This window comes from Amycolatopsis sp. NPDC051903 (assembly GCF_044452505.1).
Classification (GTDB): domain Bacteria; phylum Actinomycetota; class Actinomycetes; order Mycobacteriales; family Pseudonocardiaceae; genus Amycolatopsis.
In genome coordinates this window covers 220056-237488 of sequence record NZ_JBITBT010000007.1, presented here as the reverse complement: position 1 = coordinate 237488, position 17433 = coordinate 220056, and the positions used below count along the sequence as shown (strand labels likewise).

Sequence of the window (17433 nt, the reverse complement as noted above, 5' to 3'; positions counted from 1 at the left end):
AGCTCAGGACGCCGCTGTGGCGGGCTCGGGGCTGTCCGGGCTGTCCCGGCTGTCGGTGGTGTCGGCTCCGTCCCCGTCGCCCCCGGCCGGCGTCAGCGTGCTGCGCAGCCACTGCTCCACGCCCGCGACGTGGACCGTCGCCCACGACCGCGCGAGCTCCGGCTCGCGGGCGGCGATGGCCTCGTAGATGGCGGTGTGCTGTTCGCGCGTGCGCGCGACCGCGCCCTCCTGCGTGAGGCCGCGCCAGATCCGCGCCCGCGCGGTGGGCCCGGACAGGCTGTCGAGCAGCGAGCACAGCACGGGGTTGCCCGAGCCGTCGGCGATCTTGCGGTGGAACTGCAGGTCGTTGGCCACGAGGGCCTCCACCGTCGGCGCGTCGGCCAGCTCGTCGAGCAGCGTGCCGAGTTCGGCGATGTCGTCCTGGCTCATGTGCAGCGCGGCCAGCGCCGTGGCGGCGGGCTCGAGGATCCGGCGCACGGCCAGGAAGTCGAGCACGGTGTCGTCGCGGTGGAAGTCGACCACGAACGTCATGGCGTCGAGCAGCAGGTTCGGCTCGAGGCTCGTCACGTAGGTGCCGTCGCCCTGGCGCACGTCGAGCACCCTGATCAGGCACAACGCCTTCACGGCCTCGCGCAGGGAGCTGCGCGAGAGGCCGAGCCGCTGGGCGAGCTCGGCTTCCTTGGGCAGCCGGTCGCCCGGCGCGAGCTCCCCCGAGATGATCATGTCCTTGATCTTGTCGATCGCGACATCGGTGACGGGCATCGAGACCGCCCTCCCTCAAGAGACCTCGGATGTTTGGTGTGCTGAGGACAGCGTGCCACGTAACTCGCCAGGAGGAACCATGACCCACGGCCGGACACCCCGCAGTGTCGCTCTGCGTACTCGCCTCAAACCGGGTCAGGAGGCCACCTACGAGTCCGTGCACGCCGTGATCCCGGACGAGCTCGACGCCGCGTTGCGCCGCGCCGGCGTGCGCACCTGGCGGATCTGGCGCAGCGGCCTCGACCTGTTCCACTTCGTCGAAGTCGACGACTTCGAGGCCATGAAAGCCGCGCTGGCCGGTGACCCGGCCGACCTCGCCTGGCAAGCGCGCATCAACCAGCTGCTCGACACCGACGACGACCGCGGCAGCACCTCCACGGCCCTCGGGCTCGTGTGGGAACTGCCGGGGAAGGAGTGACCGTGGAGCTTTCCCCGCTGGGGCTCGGAGGCGCGCAGCTGGGCAACCTGTACCACGCCATCGACGACGAGACCGCGGAAGCGACCGTGCGGTGCGCCTGGGCCGAAGGAATCCGCTACTTCGACACCGCGCCGCACTACGGCCTCGGGCTTTCGGAACGGCGGCTCGGCAAGGCGCTCGCGGCCTACCCGCGCGCGGAGTACGTGCTCTCCACCAAGGTCGGGCGGGTGCTGGAACCGCGCGCGGCCGCGCCGGGCGAGCGCGACGACCAGGGTTTCGACGTGCCGGCCACCTACCGGCGCCGGTGGGACTTCAGCCGCGACGGCGTGCTGCGCTCGCTCGAGGACAGCCTCACGCGGCTCGGGCTCGACCGCATCGACATCGCGTACGTGCACGATCCGGACGACCACTTCGAGGAAGCCGTGACCGGCGCGTTCCCGGCGCTGCTGGAGCTGCGCGAGCAGGGGGTGGTCGGCGCGATCGGCGCCGGGATGAACCAGACGCCGATGCTCACCGAGTTCGTCCGCCGGTTCGACCTCGACCACGTGCTCATGGCCGGGCGCTACACGCTGCTCAACCAGCCGGCGCTCGACGACCTGCTGCCGCAGTGCCTCGACCGCGGTGTCGGGGTGGTCGCGGGCGGGGTTTTCAACGCGGGCATCCTGGCCACCGCCGAACCCGGCGGGACCTACGACTACGCGGCCGCCCCGGCGGAGCTGGTGGCGAAGGCGCGGCGGATCGCGGAGATCTGCCGGCGCCACGGCGTCGAGCTGCCGGAGGCCGCGCTCGCGCTGCCCGCCGCGCACCCGGCCGTGGTGTCCGTGGTCGTCGGCGCGCACGACGCGGGCCAGGTGGCGTTGAACGTGCGGCGCGCGGCCGCCGCCGTCCCCGCCGTACTGTGGACCGATCTCGTCGACGCCGGCCTGCTGCGCGCGGACGCCGTCGCCGGCCGGCCCGTGACCTCTGGAGGACCGCAGTGATCGACGCGCACCACCACCTGTGGGATCCGGCCCGCCGGGACTACCCGTGGCTCGCCGGTGAGGCGCTGGCCCCGATCCGCCGTCCGTACACAGTGGACGATCTGCGCGCGGTGACGCACGCGGCGGGCGTCCACGCGACGGTGCTCGTCCAGACCGTCCCGGACCAGGGCGAAACGGAAGAGTTCCTCGCCACCGCGGCGGGCGAAGACGTGATCGCCGGGGTGGTGGGCTGGGTCGACCTCACGGCGCCCGACGTCGCGGACCGGCTGGCGCGGCTGGCGGAGCTGGGGCCGCTCGTCGGCATCCGCCACCAGGTCGAGGACGAGGCGGACCCGGAGTGGCTGCTGCGCCCGGACGTGCTGCGCGGGCTGGCGGCGGTCGGCGCCGCGGGATTGGTCTACGACCTGCTGGTGGCGCCCGCGCAAGTGGCTTCGGCGCGCAAGGTGGCCGAGCAGCTGCCCGAGCTGCGCCTGGTGCTGGACCACGCCGCGAAGCCGCCCATCGCGGCGGGGGAGTGGCAGCCGTGGGCCGACGGGATCGCGTCGCTCGCCGCGCGCGACAACGTGGCGTGCAAGCTTTCCGGGCTCGTCACGGAGGCCGACTGGGCGCAGTGGCAGGTCGGGCACCTGCACCGCTACGCCGACCACGTCATCGCGTCGTTCGGCGCGGACCGAGTGCTCTTCGGCACCGACTGGCCCGTGTGCGAGCTGGCGGCGGCCTACGAGGTCGTGCTGGACGCGGCGGTGTCCCTCACGGGCCCGCTGACGGACCCGGAGCGGCTCGACGTCTTCGAGCACACGGCGAAGCGCGTGTACGGACTGGGTGGTTAGCCGGCCTGGCTAGAACTCCTGGCCCCGGATCATCTCGCGCAGTTTGGTCAGCGCGCGGTGCTGCGTCACGCGGACGTTGCCCGCGGAGATGCCCAGCGTCTCGGCCGTCTCGTTCGCCGACAGGCCCACGATGATCCGCAGGGTCAGGATTTCCTGCTGCAGAGGTGCGAGCCGCGTGAGCATCTCCTGCAGGCGGGAGCCGAGGTCGAGCCGCAGCGCATACGACTCGGGCTCGTTGCCCACCAGCGGCCGCTCCGGCAGTTCGGGCACCGGCTCGGAGCGGTCCCGCGCCACGGCGCGGTACGCGTCGGCGACCTTGTTCGCCGCGATGGCGTGCACGAGGTAGAGGAACGAGCCGCCGCGGTCCTGGTAGTCGGGCAGGGCCTTCAGCACGGCCATGCTCACGTCCTGGGCCACGTCGTCGGCCGACAGGTAGGACAGGTCGCGCCCGCCCATGCGGGCCCGGCAGTAGCGGGCGACCACGGGACGCAACACGTGCAGCAGTTCGGTGATCGCGCGCTCGTCGCCCCGCCCGGCGGCCAGCACGAGCGGGTCGAGGTCTTCCTTGGTCAGCCGTCCGCTCGGCCGCGGCAGCGTCTCGGGTGCCACGTAACCCGGGACGTCGCCTTCATCCGCGGCGGTTTCGGAGCGAGCTGGCTTCGACGGTGCTGTCATGGTCGTCTCCCCGGCGACCCTGCGACCGTCGCGGTCTTGGGGTCAACAATCTGTGATCTTGCGGTCGCAGCTACTCCGATTGATCGGGTAGTCGCCGCTCCCGATGCGACGCTCCGTAACCTTAAGCAGGTCACGGGCTGACAGTCCAGATTTCAACTACGAATACCCCGTACGCAGCAATGGTCTTGATGAAAACGAGACCAGCCAACGCACAGTACGAATCCCGGCTCGCAGAATGTGCGGACTGTCCACTCAGTACGTCACGAAGAGTGACACCGCTGTAGCGCAACAGAGGGTGGCCACCATCGCGGGTAGAACAGGTTTCAGCGCGGTCGGTTCGGGATCGGTTCGGAGTGATCGTTCCCGGTGCCGGCCGACCACCGCGAGGGCCAGTGCGGTGAGCGCCGCGAGCCCCACCGGGACGAAGTCCCACGCGCCTTCGTTGCGCACCGCGGCGCCCAGGAGGAACACGGTGCACGCGGTCGCGGAGAGTGTCGTACGGCGCCACGCGAGGCCCGTGCGCTCGGCCTGGGCGCCGTTCACGACAGGACCACGAGCACCACGGCGGCCGCCATGAGCCCGAACACGCCTCCGGTCAGGACCACGATCATCGCGCTGCGCGGCAGCGGTTCCCCGGCGCGCATGGCGACCTGCACGCGGCGCCAGCGCGGGTACGCGGCGGCCGCGAGGATCGCCGCGAGCAGCACGCAGAGCCCGGCGAGCACGGAGCTCGCCGCGACGGGCCGCGGCACGAGCTGGTGGACCGCGACGCCGCCCGCGAGCAGGCCCAGTGCGGTGCGCAGCCACGCGAGGAAGGTGCGCTCGTTGGCCAGGGTGAACCGGTAGTCGGGCTCACTACCGCCGTCATGCGGCCCGATCTTCTCGTCCGACACGAATCGGAGATTAGTCGCGCTCGGCGCCCTTGCGGTGCGCGAAGACCCACCAGCGCAGCACGACGAACCGGACCAGCCCGCCGAAGAAGCTGGCGGCCAGCAGGCTCACCGTCTCCTCTCCGGCCGTCGGGTGGCTGACCACGGCGCCGAGGCCGGCGAGCACGAGCGAGCCGTAGCCGGCGTAGAAGGCGAACGTCAGGAGGTCCTGGAGGTGGCGCTGACCGGCCTTGCTGGCGCGGCCGGCGAAGGTGACGCGGCGGTGGAACTCCGTGTTGCCGACGGTCGTGAGCGCGATGGCCACCAGGTTCGCCCACTGCGAACCGAGCTCGGAGCGAAGGGCGAGGAAGAGCACGGCCTGCACGCCGGTCGTGACGGCGCCTGCGACGAGGTACCACGCGGCGTGTCCGCCGAGTTCGTGGTCGTGGTGCGCGGGCTGTCGCGGGTCGTGGTTGAAGAGCGGCTGCCGGGGCGTCCACCTGGTGGTGGTCATGATCCTCACGCTACCTTGGCTTCACAAACTTGTGAACCTGTTGAACCAGCTGAAGATCTGTGATCCCGCCGACAGCTGCAACCTCGGCGGTGAGGTGGTCTATTCCCCACCGGCGCTCGCCTATGGGCAGATCGCCCGGATTTCAAACGTGTTTGTGACCGGTCCCACGGCTTTCCCCCAGGTGCCCCGCTCACGCTGCGCTGTCGGAGCACCGCCCTTAGCGTGAAAAACCATCGCAACCGACCGCGACGAAGGGAAGGCCGAACGATGCTGACCGTGACCGAAGCCGCTGCCGAGGCGATCTCCGCGCTGACGGCTCAACAGGGCGCCGAGGACAGCGGGCTGCGGTTCGCGCTGCAGAGCATGGAGGAGGAGGGCGCGCAGCTCGCGCTGTCCGTCGCTCCGGCTCCGCAGGACGGCGACCGCGTCGTGGGTACCGACGGCGGCGCGAAGGTCTTCCTCGAGCCCCAGGCCGCTGCCCTCCTCGACGACAAGGTCCTCGACGTCCAGCAGGACGAAACCGGCGACGTCGCCTTCGCGGTGCTGCCGCAGAAGACCGACTGACCGCGCGGTCGCCCGAGGGCGCCGGCAGACCACCGTCGTGCTGCCGGACGCCTCGTCCCTTCGCGCCCCGCTCCGGGTTCCCCGGGGCGGGGCAGGTCCACGTGTGCTGACCCGGCGGCCGGCGGGGTCGCGTGGGTCCCGCCGATCCGCGGTGCGCCCGTGACCCGGACTCACCGGGACTTCACTGGGTCTTCACTGGGCCGCGGTGCGGCTGCCGGCCCAGGTCCGGACGAGGTCGCCCGCGCGGGCGCGCAGGAGTTCGGCCGCGTGGGTGCGCGCGTGGTCCAGCGACGGTGCGTGGTCGATGAGCGCGCTGCTGCCCACCACGCCCAGGCCGGCGAGCTCGGCGGCGTCGAGCTGGATGCGCCCGGCCAGGACCATCAGGGGCACGCCCGCGCGGCTCGCCCTGGCGGCGATGCCGGCCGGGGCCTTGCCGGACAGGCTCTGGGAGTCGAGGGACCCTTCGCCGGTGATGACGAGGTCCGCACCCTGCAGTGCACCGTCGACGCCGGTGAGACCGGCGATGAGGTCGAAGCCCGACGCGACCGTCGCGCCGAGGCCCGCGATGGCGCCGCCCGCGACGCCGCCGCCGGCGCCCGCGCCGGGGACCGCCGAGACGTCCGGTGCGCCGGCGTTCACCAGAACCTGAGCCCAGCGCCCGAGCGCCGCGTCGAGTTCGGTCACCTCTTCCAGGCGGGCGCCCTTCTGCGGTCCGAACACCGCCGCCGCGCCCTGGGGGCCGACGAGCGGGTTGGTCACGTCCGTCGCGACCGTCACGGGGACCGCGCCCAGCCGTTCGTGCGCCGGCTCCAGCTCGACCTTCGCGACGCGCGCCAGCGTGCCGCCGCCGAGTCCGATGGGGGCGTCGAACGCGTCGAACACCCCGGCGTCGAGCGCGGCCAGCATCCCGGCACCGCCGTCGGTGCTCGCGGTGCCGCCGACGGTCAGCACGAGCCGCGTCGCCCCGCGCGCGAGCGCGTCGGCCAGGAGCTCGCCGACGCCCCACGTGTGGGCGGCCAGCGAGGTCTCCGGAGTCGGCGTCACGAACTCGATGCCGCACGCGCGCGCCGACTCGATGTAGGCCGTGCCGTCGAGCACCACGTACCGGGCGTCGACCTGTTCGTCGAGCGGGCCGCGCACGCGCACGCGGATCAGCTCGCCGCCCGCGTTCTCGAGCACCTCGAGCGTGCCCTCGCCGCCGTCGGCGACCGGGCAGGCGGAGACCTCGGCGTCGGGCAGTGCGTCGCGCACGCCGAGGGCGATCGCCTCGGCGGCCTCGACCGCGGTGAGGCTGCCCTTGAACTTGTCGGGGGCGATGACGACACGGGTCACGGTGCTACCTCCGTCAGCGGAGCGGCCCCGGCGAGTACCGAGGTCACGTTTCGGGCGGCCAGCACGGCCATCGCGGTGCGCGTCTCGACTGTCGCCGAGCCGAGGTGGGGCGTGACCACGACGTCGTCGCGCGCCAGCAGCCGCGGTTCGACGTCGGGCTCGTGCTCGAACACGTCCAGCGCGGCGCCCGCGATCTCGCCGGCTTCGAGCGCGTCGGCCAGCGCGGCCTCGTCGACGACCGGCCCGCGCGTGGTGTTCACGAGGTACGCGGTGGGTTTCATGGCCCGCAGCGCTTCCGCGCCGATCAGGTGGCGCGTCTCCGGCGTGAGCGGGCAGTGCAGCGACACGAAGTCCGATCGGCGCAGCAGGTCCTCGAAAGACACGAACTCACCGGCGAAATCCGGCTTCGCTGACCGTCCCGAGTAGACGATCCGCAGCCCGAACGCCGCCGCGCGGTCGGCTACGGCACGGCCGATCTGGCCGAGCCCGACGACCCCGAGCGTCTTGCCCTGCAAGCCGGACCCGAGCAGGAACCCGAGGTGGAACGACCACGGCTCGCGGGCCCGCAGCAACCGCTCGCCTTCGCCGAGCCGGCGCGTGACGGCCAGCAGCAGGCCGAACGCGAGGTCCGCCGTCGCGTCCGTCAGCACGCCCGGGGTGTTGGTGACCGTGACCCCGCGGGAGGCCAGCGCGGGCACGTCGACGTTGTCGTAGCCCACGGCGACGTTCGCCACCACGGCCAGCCGCGGCCCGGCGGCTTCGGCCACCGACGCGTCGATCCGGTCGTGCAGCATCGAAACGATCGCCGTCGCGCCGGCCACGAAGGACCGCAGTTCTCCGGGCGTGAGCGGACGGTCGAGTTCGGACACGCGCACTTCGCCGGCTTCGGCGAGCACCTTCACCGCGTCGTCGGGAATCCAGCGCGTCACAACGATGAGAGGGCGATCGGACATGCGCGAAGCCTAGTGGGGAACGGGCCCCGTTAGCGAGGTTCCCGCCGCAGCCGCACGAGGGCGCTCGCGGCTCCGCTGCCGGTCAGCGTGATCGGCAGGCCGTGGGTCAGCAGCACCGCGCCGTGGTGCACCGCGCCGGTTCCCACATCGTGGTAAACAGCGGCCGCGTCGAGCCCTTGCAGCACGGGCGTGACGATCGGCCGGCCGTGGTCGTGCGGCCGTCGCGCGAAGAGCACCACCACGTCTTCGCCGAGCACGTACTGCACCGCGGTCAGCGGGGAAACGGCCGGATCGGCCAGCCGGTAGGCCGTGCCGTGCTGCACGACGGGCCGGATCTCCTTGTACAGAGCCACGAGCTCAGCCGTGCGGCGCAGTTCGTCCGCGGTCCACTTGGTGAGATCGCCACCGAGCCCGAGCACACCGGCCATCGCGACGTGGAACCGGAACTCCAGCGGCGCCTCGCGGCCGGTCAGGGGGTTCGGGCTGTCGGTGACCCACGCGGCCATCACGCCGGCGGGCAGCACCTGCGAAAACCCGTGCTGGATCTTCACGCGGTCGAAGGCGTCGGTGTTGTCCGAGGCCCAGATCTCGTCGGTGCGCGCCAGGATCCCGAGGTCCGTGCGCCCGCCGCCGCCCGCGCACGCCTGGATCCGCAGCCCCGGGTGGTCGGCGCGCAGCCGGTCGAGCACGCCGTGGACCGCGCGCACGTGCTCGACCCACACGCGCCCCGGATCGCCGTCGCCGGGGCGGCCGGCCTCGGTGAACGCGCGGTTCATGTCCCACTTGAGGTAGTCGATGCCGTGCTCGGCGACGAGCCGGTGCAGCCACTTGTACGCCCAGTCCGCGACCTCGGGACGGCCGAAGTCGAGCACGAGCTGGTTGCGCAGCGTCGTCCGGCCGCGGTGCGCCATGGCCAGCACCCAGTCCGGGTGCTCGCGGTAGAGGTCGCTGTCGGGGTTCACCATCTCCGGCTCGACCCACAGCCCGAACCCCATCCCGAGCCGGTGCACCTCGGCCACGAGCGGGCCGAGCCCGGCGGGGAAGCGGTCGCGGTTCACGGTCCAGTCGCCGAGACCCGCGGTGTCACCGGTGCGCGCGCCGAACCAGCCGTCGTCCACCACGAACAGCTCCGCGCCCGCTCCGGCGGCGATCGCGGCGAGCCGCAGCTGGCCGGGTTCGTCGACGTCCCAGCCGGTGGCCTCCCACGAGTTGTAGACGACGGGCCGCAGCTCTTCCGGGTGCGGCAGCACGAAATCGCGCACGTAGGCGTGCCACTTCCGGCTCGCACCACCGAATCCGCCCGCCGTGTAGAGCCCGGCGAACACGGGCGTCTCCCACGTTTCGCCGGGTTCGAGCCGCCACTGCACGCCTTCGTGGCCGAACCCGCCGGTCCACGTGACGCGCCCGGTGTGCGAGCGCTCGACCGTGATGCGCCAGCTGCCGCTCCACGCCAGTGCGGTGCTCCAGACTTCGCCGCGGGTCTCGGTGGCCGTGCCGTCGTCGAGCATCACCCACGGATTGGCCTGGTGCCCGGAAACCCCGCGCCGGCTCGTCAGCGTCGTTTCGCCGGTGGGCAGGTTTTCGCGCAGCAGCCCGGCTTCCGCGCTCCACGCGCCCGTGGTGTGGCTGATCCGGTAACCGTCGCGGCGGGGCAGCGTCCAGGCCGCGGAATCCGTGCGCAGCAAGCGGATCGGCTCGCTGCCGGTGTTGCGCAGGACCGCGTGGCGTTCGACGGCTTCGCCGCGGACGCGGTAGTGCAGCTCGGCTTCCAGCGGGTAGTGCCGGTCGCGCAGCCGCACGACGAGCCCGTCCTGCGTGTCGTGTCCCGCGTACGTCCACTCCAGAGCCTGCGTGCCGTCGGCGAACCGCACGGACAGGCCGGCGACGCCGAAGAACGCGCCGCCTTCCGTTGCGAGTTCCGGCCGGTCGTCGAGCGGTTCGTCGAAGCTCGAGGCGACGGGGTTGGGGCGCGGCGCGATCCGGGTGGCCTGCTCGAGCGTGAGAGGCGGGCCCCAGTGCACGTGCCGCGGCCGGTCGGCCTCGTCGAGGCGGAAGGCGTACGCCGAGTCTCGGGTACGAAGCAGCCACAGCCGGTGATCGACGTCGAATTCCACGGACATGACTCCCGAGCGTAGGGATGACCAGCGGAAAAATAAATTCTTGACGAAGTTAATTTATCCGTCGTACGGTTCCGCGCATGCCACGCAGTGCACCGGCAAGGGCGCCGATCACGAGTCCCGCCGCGGCCACCGTGTTCACCACGGTGCTGACCCAGGGTCCGGTCAGCCGCGTGGACGTCGCCCGCCGCACGGGCCTGTCGTCCGCGGCCGTCACGAAGGCCGCGCGCCCGTTCATCGAAGCCGGTTACCTCGAAGAGCTCGCCTCCGCCGAACGCACGGCGCCGGGCGCGGGCCGCCCCGCGAGCCCGCTCGCCATCCGGCCCGACCGCGAGTACTTCATCGGCGTCAAGATCACCGGCGACGACCTCATCGGCGTGGTCACCGACCTGCAGGCGCAGATCCGCGTCGCGAAGCACCACGCGCTGACCAGCCACGACGTGGACCACGTCGTGCGCGCGCTCACCGACCTCGTCGCCGAGCTGCTGGCCGGCTCGGCGCCCGACGGCGCGACGAGCTTCCGCGACCGGGCCTACTGCCTGGGCGTCGCCGTATCCGGCGACGTCGACCGCGACTCCGGTCTCGTGCGCTACTCACCGTTCCTCGGGTGGCGCGACGTGCCGCTGGCCGAACTGCTCGAGGACAGCACCGGGCTCGCGACCACGCTCGAGAACGACGTGAAGGCGCTGACCGTCGCCGAGCAGTGGTTCGGCGAAGGCGTCGGTGCCGCGTCGTTCGCGCTGGTCACCGTCGGCACCGGCATAGGGAGCGCGCTCGTGCTCGACGGCCGGCTCGTCGGCGGCGCGCACGGGGTGGCCGGCGAGATCGGGCACGTCCCGGTCGCCGGCATGGGCGCCGACGGCCCGGCCTGCCACTGCGGTGGCACGGGCTGCGTGGAGGCGATCGCGTCGACCGAAGCGATCGTCGCGAGCGCACGCCGGGCCGCGAACGACCCGGCGCTGACGCTGGCCGAAGCCGTCGCGCGGGCGCGGGCCGGGGACGAGCCGCTGCGGGCCGTGTTCGCGAACGCGGGCCACGCGATCGGCCTCGGTCTCGGCGCGCTGGTCAACCTCTTCGGCCCGGAACGCATCGTCGTCTCGGGCGAGGGTGTGGCCACCTACGACCTCTTCGAGGAACAGATCCGCCGCACGTTCGCGGAGCAGGCCTTCGGCAGTGCCTCGCGATGCGGCCTGGTGATCCGGCCGCTGCCGTTCGAGGAGTGGGCACGGGGCGCCGCCGCTGTCGCCGTTCAGAGTCTTTTCGTGTCCGACCGCTTGTGAGGAGAAGTCACATGGCCCTGTCCCCATCGTTGTCGCGCAGGAGCTTCCTCGTCGGCTCCGTGCTGTTCGCCGGGGGAGCCGCCCTGGCGGGCTGCACCTCCGACCCGCTGAACAAGAACTCCGGCGCCGCGGGCGGGGCCAAGGTCACGCTCAACCAGTGGTACCACGCGTACGGCGAATCGGGCACGCAGCAGGCCGTGCAGCGCTACGCGCAGGAGTTCACCAAGGCCAACCCGGACATCGCGATCAAGGTCAGCTGGATCGCCGGTGACTACGAGACGAAGCTCAACTCGGCCCTGCTCACCGCCGACGCGCCCGACCTGTTCGAGATCGGCGATTTCCGGTACCAGAACGTCAAGAACGGCTTGCTGGCACCGCTCGACGACATCGTCGACCCGGTCAAGGGCGACTTCTCCAAGGCCGCGCTGGACACCGCGACCGTCGACGGCAAGATCTACGGCGTCAAGACGATCGACGACGTCATGATGCTGTACTACCGCAAGAGCGTGCTGCAGGCCGCGGGCGTGAAGCCGCCGACCACGTTCGCCGAACTCCTCGACGCGACGCGGAAACTGACCACCGGCAAGCAGAAGGGCCTCTACGTCGGCACCGACGGGGTGGGCGAAGCGGCGACGCTGCTGCTGTGGTCGTCGGGCGCCGACTTCTTCGACCCGAGCGGCAAGAAGGTCTCGTTCGCCACGCCGGAGGCGATCGCCGCGATCGCCGGGCTCAAGCAGCTGCACGACACCGGCGGCCTGCTGCAGGGCTACCCCACCGACTGGTCCGACCCGGGCGCGTTCGCCGACAGCGCCACCGCGATGCAGTGGGGCGGCCTGTGGTCGCTGCCGGACATCAAGAAGGCCGTGGGCGACGACTTCGGCGTCGTGCCGTGGCCGAAGTTCGGCGACTCGGGCCGGTCGGTCGCGCGCGTCGGCGGCTGGTACCAGCTGGCCAACGCGAAGAGCGAGAACCTCGACGCCGCCAAGAAGTTCATCAACTGGCTGTGGATCCAGCAGGCGGACCTGCAGAAGGACTGGTGCGTCAAGTACGGCTTCCACATCCCGGCGCGCAAGGAGGTCGCGGCGCAGACGACCGAGTTCTCCAGCGGCCCGGCCAAGGACGCCGTCACGATCTCGCAGCAGAACGGGCTGTCGTACTCGGGCCTGTGGAACAAGGCGTCGGCGACGCTGTTCCTGCAGGCGGCCACGAAGATCGCCAACGGCCAGGCCGACCCCGCCGCCGAACTCGGCGACGCGGCGAAGAGGGCCCAGTCCGAAGTCGACAAGCAGCTCGCCTGACATGGCTGTCTCGTCCACAGTGGTCCGGTCGCCGAAGACCTCCCGTGCGGCGGCGCCCGCGAGGCGCCGCCGCCGGCGGGTGGACTGGCGCGCGATCGGCGCGTTCACGGTGCTCACCGCGCCGGTGGTGGTCGGGCTCGGCGTGTTCAAGTACGTCGCGATCGCGTGGAGCTTCCTGCTTTCGTTCAACGACGCGCGCGGCACGATCTCGCTGGGCAAGTGGATCGGCCTCGACAACTACACGTTCCTGTTGTCCGACTCCGCCTTCCGCGATTCGCTGCTGATCATCGCGCTGTTCACGGTCTTCATCGTGCCGGTCACGTTCGCCGCGTCGCTCGGGCTGGCCGTGCTGGTCAACAGCATCCGGCGCGGCAAGGCGTTCTTCCGCACGGTGTTCCTCATCCCGGGCGCGGTGTCGTACGTGGTCGCCGCCCTGGTGTGGAAGATGGCGCTGTTCAACGGCCTGCCCTCCGGCGTGGCGAACGCGCTCGGCGGGTTGTTCGGCACCGACCCCGTGCCGTGGCTGTCGCAGACGAGCCCGCCGGTCTACTGGGTCGCGGTGGTCACGTTGCGGCTGTGGCTGCAGGTCGGGCTGTACATGATCCTGTTCCTCGCCGGGCTGCAGGCGATCTCGCCGTCGCTCTACGAAGCGGGTGAGCTCGACGGCACGTCGAAGTGGCAGGCGTTCCGCTACATCACGTTGCCGCAGCTGCGGAACACGTCGGTGGCGGTGCTGCTGCTCATCCTCATCGCGGCGTTCCAGGCGTTCGACGAGTTCTACAACCTGTTCGGCACCGGGCTCACGGGCACGGCGACCGCGCCGGTGAAACCGCCGCTGGTGTACCTCTACGACTCCGCGCTGGGCGACCAGAACTACGGCGTCGGTTCCGCGGGCGCCTTCCTGCTCACCGTGATCATCGTGGCGATCACGTTGCTGCAGGGGAAGTTCGTCGGCTTCGGGAAGAAGGACTGACATGGCCGTGCTGACCGGGAACGCGCCGGTGGTGCCGGCGAAGGTGCGCGAGCGCTCGGGCGGCTGGGGCCGGGTCCCGAAGTACTTGCTCGCCGGTGTGCTGGTGCTGATCTTCCTGCTGCCGTTCTACATCATGGTGCGCAACGCCCTGATGACCCGGGCACAGGTCGCGTCGCCCGAGTGGTCCTGGCTGCCGGACCCGCTGTCGTGGGTGAACTTCGGCGACCTGTTCGCCGACCCGTCGGTGCCGATGGGCCACGCGCTGCTCAACTCGCTGGTGATCGCCGTGGTCACGGCGCCGGTGGGCACGATGTTCGGCTCGATGGCGGGGTACGCGCTCGCGCGGATCGACGTGCCGGGGCGGCGCGCGGTGTTCACCTACGTGCTGGTGACGTTGATGATCCCGCAGTCGGTGACGTTCGTGCCGACGTTCGTGGTGGTCGGCGCGATGGGCGGGGTGAACACGGAGTGGGGCATCATCGCGCCGAACTTGTTCAGCGCGTTCACCGTGATCCTGTTCCGCAACTTCTACCTGCGGTTCCCGGCGGAGATCGAGGAGGCGGGCCGGCTCGACGGGCTCGGTTACCTGGGCGTGTACCGCCGGCTCGTGCTGCCCAACTCCGGCGCGATGATCGCCTCGCTCGGGGCGCTGATGTTCATCGAGAGCTGGAACTCCTTCCTGTGGCCACTGGTCATCGGGCAGGACCCGTCGTCGTGGACGGCCCAGATCGCGCTCTCGACGTTCCTCACCGCGCAGACGATCAACCTGCCGGCGCTCTTCGCCGGCGCGCTCGTGACCATCGCGCCGCTGGTGGCGATGTTCCTGGTGGCACAGCGGTTCATCGTCCGCGGGATCGCGGCGAGCGGCATGAAGGAGTAGCTCCGCGGTCACCTCCGAAGCCCCCTTTCCCGGTCGTCCCGGGGGAGGGGGCTTTTCGTTCGTCCGGGTCGGCTCGGCTCTCGCCTCACCGGCCCCGCTCGTGCTATGTTCTTATCAAGAACTTGTGTGCGCGATCCGAACACTTGAGGCTTGCGATCCGCGTTCAGCGCATGTTCAGTGCTTCCCAGTACTTGTCAGACGACCGGGACCACGGGGTCCACACGGAAAGGCTCGCGATGGCTAGGGTGCTGTCGCTCGGCGAGGCGGTCGCCGAGCTGGTCCACGACGGGGACACCGTCGCGCTCGAGGGTTTTACGCACCTCATCCCGGTCGAGGCCGGGCACGAGATCATCCGGCAGGGGCGCAAGAACCTCACGCTGGTGCGGATGACCCCCGACATCGTGTACGACCAGCTGATCGGCGCGGGCTGCGCGAGCAAGCTGATCTTCTCGTGGGGCGGCAACCCGGGTGTCGGGTCGCTGCACCGGTTCCGCGACGCCGTGCAGCACGGCTGGCCGGTGCCGCTGGAGATCGAGGAGCACAGCCACGCGGGCATGGCCAACCGCTACGTCGCCGGTGCGTCCGGCCTGCCGTTCGCGGTGCTGCGCGGGTACACGGGCACGGACCTGCCGGCGCAGACGGACACGATCAAGCCGATCACCTGCCCGTTCACCGGCGAGCAGCTCACGGCCGTGCCGGCGCTGAACCCCGACGTCACGATCATCCACGCCCAGCGCGCCGACCGCGCGGGCAACGTGCAGCTGTGGGGCATCGCGGGCGTGCAGAAGGAGGCGGTGCTGGCGGCGAAGCGGTCGCTGGTCACGGTCGAGGAGGTCGTCGACGAGCTGGAGCCGCGGCCGGGCGCGGTCGTGCTGCCGACGTGGGCCGTCACGGCCGTGGCCGAGGCGCCCGGTGGCGCGAAGCCGTCGTACGCGGCGGGGTACTACGAGCGCGACAACTCGGCCTACCAGGCGTGGGACCCGATCGGGCGTGACCGCGAGGAGTTCACCAAGTGGCTGAACGAGCTGACCGGGGTGAAGGCATGAGCGAGTACACCGCCGACGAGATGATGAGCGTCGCCGCGGCGCGCGCCCTGCACGAGGGCACGTCGTGCTTCGTGGGCATCGGCCTGCCGAGCACCGCGGCGAACCTGGCGCGGCGCACGCACGCGCCGAACCTCACCCTGATCTACGAATCGGGCTGCCTGGGCGCCAAGCCCACCCGCCTGCCGCTGTCGATCGGCGACGGCGAGCTGGCCGACACCGCCGACGCCGTGGTGAGCGTGCCCGAGGTCTTCAACTACTGGCTGCAGCCCGGCCGCATCGACGTCGGTTTCCTCGGCGCCGCGCAGCTCGACAAGTTCGGCAACATCAACACCACGGTCATCGGCACCGACTACCACGACCCGAAGGTCCGCCTCCCCGGTGCGGGCGGCGCTCCGGAGATCGCCGCCTCCTGCAAGGAGGTGTTCGTCGTGCTGCGGCAGAGCCCGCGCGCGTTCGTGGACAAGGTCGACTTCATCACCTCGTTCGGCCACGGCAGGGGCAAGGGCGACCGCGAGAAGCTCGGCCTGCGCGGCGCGGGCCCGACGCTGGTCATCACCGACCTCGGCATCATGCGGCCGGACCCCGAGACCTCCGAGCTCACGCTCACCGAGCTGCACCCAGGGGTGGAGCTGGAGCAGGTCGTGGCGGCCACCGGGTGGAAACTGAAGGCGGCGGCGGACCTCAAGACGACCCCGGCGCCCACCGAGAAGGAACTGACCCTGCTCCGCGAACTGAAGAAGGCCGGCGAATGAGCGACGTTTTCCTGTTCGACGCGATCCGCACCCCGTTCGGCCGTCACGGCGGCGCGCTGTCGAAGGTGCGACCTGACGACCTCGCGGCGACCGTGCTGCGCTCGCTCGCCGCGCGCAACGACCTCGATCCGTCCACTGTGGACGAGGTGCTCTTCGGCGACGCCAACGGTGCCGGCGAGGACAACCGCAACGTGGCGCGCATGGCCACGCTGCTCGCCGGCTGGCCGACGTCGGTGCCGGGTGGCACGCTCAACCGCCTGTGCGGGTCGGGGCTCGACGCCGTGATGCAGGCGAGCCGCACGATCCAGGTGGGCGACGCGTCGCTCATCGCCGCCGGCGGCGTGGAGTCCATGAGCCGCGCGCCGCTCGTGATGGCCAAGCCGGACAAGGCGTTCCCGGCCGCCAACCAGACGCTGTACAACTCCGCGCTCGGCTGGCGCATGGTCAACCCGGCCATGCCGGAGGAGTACGTGATCTCCAACGGTGACTCCACCGAGTACCTCGCGCAGCGCTACGGCATCAGCCGCGAGGAGCAGGACGAGTTCGCGGTGCGCAGCCACGTCAACGCGGCCCGCGCGTGGGACGAGGGCTTCTACGACAACCACGTCGTGCCCGTCGAGGGGGTCGAGCTCACCCGCGACGAGGGCATCCGGCCCGACTCCACCATGGAGAAGCTGGCCAAGCTGAAGCCGGCGTTCAAGCGCGACGGAGGCACCGTCACGGCCGGCAACTCCTCGCCGATCAACGACGGCGCGTCGGCGCTGCTCCTCGGCGACGAGGCCGCGGGCAAGCGGCTCGGCAAGGCGCCGCTGGCCCGCATCGCCGGCCGCGGGGCCGCGGGCGTCGACCCGAACGTCTTCGGCATCGGCCCGGTGCGCGCGGCGGAGATCGCGCTGGAGCGCGCGGGCATCGGCTGGGACGACGTGGCGGCCGTCGAGCTCAACGAGGCGTTCGCCGCGCAGTCGCTGGCGTGCCTCAAGGACTGGAAGGAGCTCGACCCCGAGCTCGTGAACGTCCACGGCGGGGCCATCGCGATCGGGCACCCGCTCGGCGCGTCCGGCGGCCGGATCCTCGGCACGCTCGCCTACCGGCTGCAGCAGACGGGCGGGCGCTACGGCGTCGCCGCGATCTGCATCGGCGTGGGCCAGGGGCTCGCCGTCGTCATCGAACGCCAGTGATCGAACACCGCT

19 protein-coding genes are annotated in these 17433 nt (G+C 71.4%); 11 read left to right on the top strand and 8 right to left on the bottom strand.

Going from position 1 to position 17433, the window contains the following annotated elements; all coding sequences use genetic code 11:
• Nucleotides 1-3: 3 nt before the first annotated feature.
• Nucleotides 4-762 carry a FadR/GntR family transcriptional regulator gene (locus ACIA77_RS19305; RefSeq protein WP_395887252.1) on the bottom strand — a complete coding sequence of 253 codons (759 nt, stop codon included), beginning with the start codon at nucleotides 760-762 and terminating at the stop codon, nucleotides 4-6.
• A 79-nt stretch (nucleotides 763-841) separates the two neighbouring features.
• Between ACIA77_RS19305 and ACIA77_RS19300 the strand changes: the two genes are divergently transcribed.
• From ACIA77_RS19300 to ACIA77_RS19290, 3 genes are read left to right on the top strand one after another with little or no spacing between them, the layout of a single operon-like run.
• Complete coding sequence (locus tag ACIA77_RS19300; protein ID WP_395887251.1) at nucleotides 842-1180, top strand: L-rhamnose mutarotase; 339 nt, start codon at nucleotides 842-844, stop codon at nucleotides 1178-1180.
• Complete coding sequence (locus ACIA77_RS19295; protein ID WP_395887250.1) at nucleotides 1177-2160, top strand: aldo/keto reductase; 984 nt, start codon at nucleotides 1177-1179, stop codon at nucleotides 2158-2160. Before ACIA77_RS19300 ends, ACIA77_RS19295 begins: the two co-directional genes overlap by 4 nt.
• Nucleotides 2157-2990: an amidohydrolase family protein gene (locus ACIA77_RS19290; protein ID WP_395887249.1), complete on the top strand. Its 834-nt coding sequence runs from the start codon at nucleotides 2157-2159 to the stop codon at nucleotides 2988-2990. The genes ACIA77_RS19295 and ACIA77_RS19290 overlap by 4 nt, the downstream gene beginning before the upstream one ends.
• 9 nt (nucleotides 2991-2999) lie before the next feature.
• Here ACIA77_RS19290 and shbA read toward each other — a convergent pair whose 3' ends face one another.
• The 4 genes from shbA to ACIA77_RS19270 form a co-directional block, all read right to left on the bottom strand.
• Complete coding sequence (shbA, locus tag ACIA77_RS19285) at nucleotides 3000-3665, bottom strand: RNA polymerase sigma factor ShbA (protein WP_395887248.1); 666 nt, start codon at nucleotides 3663-3665, stop codon at nucleotides 3000-3002.
• A 252-nt stretch (nucleotides 3666-3917) separates the two neighbouring features.
• On the bottom strand, nucleotides 3918-4208 hold the full coding sequence (locus ACIA77_RS19280; RefSeq protein WP_395887247.1) for a DUF202 domain-containing protein: 291 nt from the start codon (nucleotides 4206-4208) through the stop codon (nucleotides 3918-3920).
• Entirely contained in the window at nucleotides 4205-4558 is a 354-nt protein-coding gene (locus tag ACIA77_RS19275; RefSeq protein WP_395887246.1) for a YidH family protein, read from the bottom strand. The genes ACIA77_RS19280 and ACIA77_RS19275 overlap by 4 nt, the downstream gene beginning before the upstream one ends.
• Before the next feature lie 10 nt (nucleotides 4559-4568).
• Entirely contained in the window at nucleotides 4569-5048 is a 480-nt protein-coding gene (locus tag ACIA77_RS19270) for a GtrA family protein (protein WP_395887245.1), read from the bottom strand.
• 267 nt (nucleotides 5049-5315) lie between these two features.
• Here ACIA77_RS19270 and ACIA77_RS19265 point away from each other — a divergent pair, with 267 nt between their 5' ends.
• On the top strand, nucleotides 5316-5612 hold the full coding sequence (locus tag ACIA77_RS19265) for an iron-sulfur cluster assembly accessory protein (RefSeq protein WP_204090759.1): 297 nt from the start codon (nucleotides 5316-5318) through the stop codon (nucleotides 5610-5612).
• A gap of 192 nt (nucleotides 5613-5804) precedes the next feature.
• Here ACIA77_RS19265 and ACIA77_RS19260 read toward each other — a convergent pair whose 3' ends face one another.
• From ACIA77_RS19260 to ACIA77_RS19250, 3 genes are read right to left on the bottom strand one after another with little or no spacing between them, the layout of a single operon-like run.
• Nucleotides 5805-6944, bottom strand: a complete 1140-nt coding sequence (locus ACIA77_RS19260) for a glycerate kinase (protein ID WP_395887244.1) — start codon at nucleotides 6942-6944, stop codon at nucleotides 5805-5807.
• A complete protein-coding gene (locus ACIA77_RS19255) occupies nucleotides 6941-7897 on the bottom strand; it encodes a 2-hydroxyacid dehydrogenase (RefSeq protein ID WP_395887243.1) in 957 nt (318 codons plus the stop codon). The genes ACIA77_RS19260 and ACIA77_RS19255 overlap by 4 nt, the downstream gene beginning before the upstream one ends.
• A 29-nt stretch (nucleotides 7898-7926) precedes the next feature.
• Nucleotides 7927-10017, bottom strand: a complete 2091-nt coding sequence (locus ACIA77_RS19250) for an alpha-galactosidase (protein WP_395887242.1) — start codon at nucleotides 10015-10017, stop codon at nucleotides 7927-7929.
• 77 nt (nucleotides 10018-10094) lie between these two features.
• Here ACIA77_RS19250 and ACIA77_RS19245 point away from each other — a divergent pair, with 77 nt between their 5' ends.
• From ACIA77_RS19245 to ACIA77_RS19215, 7 genes are all read left to right on the top strand, one after another.
• A complete protein-coding gene (locus ACIA77_RS19245; protein WP_395887241.1) occupies nucleotides 10095-11294 on the top strand; it encodes an ROK family protein in 1200 nt (399 codons plus the stop codon).
• Nucleotides 11295-11305: 11 nt separating this feature from the next.
• Nucleotides 11306-12592 carry an ABC transporter substrate-binding protein gene (locus ACIA77_RS19240; RefSeq protein WP_395887240.1) on the top strand — a complete coding sequence of 429 codons (1287 nt, stop codon included), beginning with the start codon at nucleotides 11306-11308 and terminating at the stop codon, nucleotides 12590-12592.
• Between the two features lies 1 nt (nucleotide 12593).
• On the top strand, nucleotides 12594-13565 hold the full coding sequence (locus tag ACIA77_RS19235; protein WP_395887239.1) for a carbohydrate ABC transporter permease: 972 nt from the start codon (nucleotides 12594-12596) through the stop codon (nucleotides 13563-13565).
• 1 nt (nucleotide 13566) lies between these two features.
• Nucleotides 13567-14445 (top strand): carbohydrate ABC transporter permease, encoded by an 879-nt coding sequence (locus ACIA77_RS19230; RefSeq protein ID WP_395887238.1) that lies wholly within the window; start codon nucleotides 13567-13569, stop codon nucleotides 14443-14445.
• Between the two features lie 236 nt (nucleotides 14446-14681).
• Nucleotides 14682-15491, top strand: a complete 810-nt coding sequence (locus ACIA77_RS19225) for a CoA transferase subunit A (RefSeq protein WP_395887237.1) — start codon at nucleotides 14682-14684, stop codon at nucleotides 15489-15491.
• Entirely contained in the window at nucleotides 15488-16243 is a 756-nt protein-coding gene (locus ACIA77_RS19220) for a CoA-transferase subunit beta (protein ID WP_395887236.1), read from the top strand. The genes ACIA77_RS19225 and ACIA77_RS19220 overlap by 4 nt, the downstream gene beginning before the upstream one ends.
• On the top strand, nucleotides 16240-17421 hold the full coding sequence (locus tag ACIA77_RS19215) for a thiolase family protein (protein WP_395887235.1): 1182 nt from the start codon (nucleotides 16240-16242) through the stop codon (nucleotides 17419-17421). Before ACIA77_RS19220 ends, ACIA77_RS19215 begins: the two co-directional genes overlap by 4 nt.
• Nucleotides 17422-17433 lie beyond the last annotated feature (12 nt).

What these genes read in the sequence shown, in the direction of transcription:
- ACIA77_RS19305 (WP_395887252.1), bottom strand. Translation starts at nt 762, where the DNA reads ATGCCCGTCACCGATGTCGCGATCGACAAGATCAAGGACATGATCATC.
- ACIA77_RS19300 (WP_395887251.1), top strand. Translation starts at nt 842, where the DNA reads ATGACCCACGGCCGGACACCCCGCAGTGTCGCTCTGCGTACTCGCCTC.
- shbA (WP_395887248.1), bottom strand. Translation starts at nt 3,665, where the DNA reads ATGACAGCACCGTCGAAGCCAGCTCGCTCCGAAACCGCCGCGGATGAA.
- ACIA77_RS19270 (WP_395887245.1), bottom strand. Translation starts at nt 5,048, where the DNA reads ATGACCACCACCAGGTGGACGCCCCGGCAGCCGCTCTTCAACCACGAC.
- ACIA77_RS19265 (WP_204090759.1), top strand. Translation starts at nt 5,316, where the DNA reads ATGCTGACCGTGACCGAAGCCGCTGCCGAGGCGATCTCCGCGCTGACG.
- ACIA77_RS19255 (WP_395887243.1), bottom strand. Translation starts at nt 7,897, where the DNA reads ATGTCCGATCGCCCTCTCATCGTTGTGACGCGCTGGATTCCCGACGAC.
- ACIA77_RS19250 (WP_395887242.1), bottom strand. Translation starts at nt 10,017, where the DNA reads ATGTCCGTGGAATTCGACGTCGATCACCGGCTGTGGCTGCTTCGTACC.
- ACIA77_RS19245 (WP_395887241.1), top strand. Translation starts at nt 10,095, where the DNA reads ATGCCACGCAGTGCACCGGCAAGGGCGCCGATCACGAGTCCCGCCGCG.
- ACIA77_RS19240 (WP_395887240.1), top strand. Translation starts at nt 11,306, where the DNA reads ATGGCCCTGTCCCCATCGTTGTCGCGCAGGAGCTTCCTCGTCGGCTCC.
- ACIA77_RS19235 (WP_395887239.1), top strand. Translation starts at nt 12,594, where the DNA reads ATGGCTGTCTCGTCCACAGTGGTCCGGTCGCCGAAGACCTCCCGTGCG.
- ACIA77_RS19230 (WP_395887238.1), top strand. Translation starts at nt 13,567, where the DNA reads ATGGCCGTGCTGACCGGGAACGCGCCGGTGGTGCCGGCGAAGGTGCGC.
- ACIA77_RS19225 (WP_395887237.1), top strand. Translation starts at nt 14,682, where the DNA reads ATGGCTAGGGTGCTGTCGCTCGGCGAGGCGGTCGCCGAGCTGGTCCAC.
- ACIA77_RS19220 (WP_395887236.1), top strand. Translation starts at nt 15,488, where the DNA reads ATGAGCGAGTACACCGCCGACGAGATGATGAGCGTCGCCGCGGCGCGC.
- ACIA77_RS19215 (WP_395887235.1), top strand. Translation starts at nt 16,240, where the DNA reads ATGAGCGACGTTTTCCTGTTCGACGCGATCCGCACCCCGTTCGGCCGT.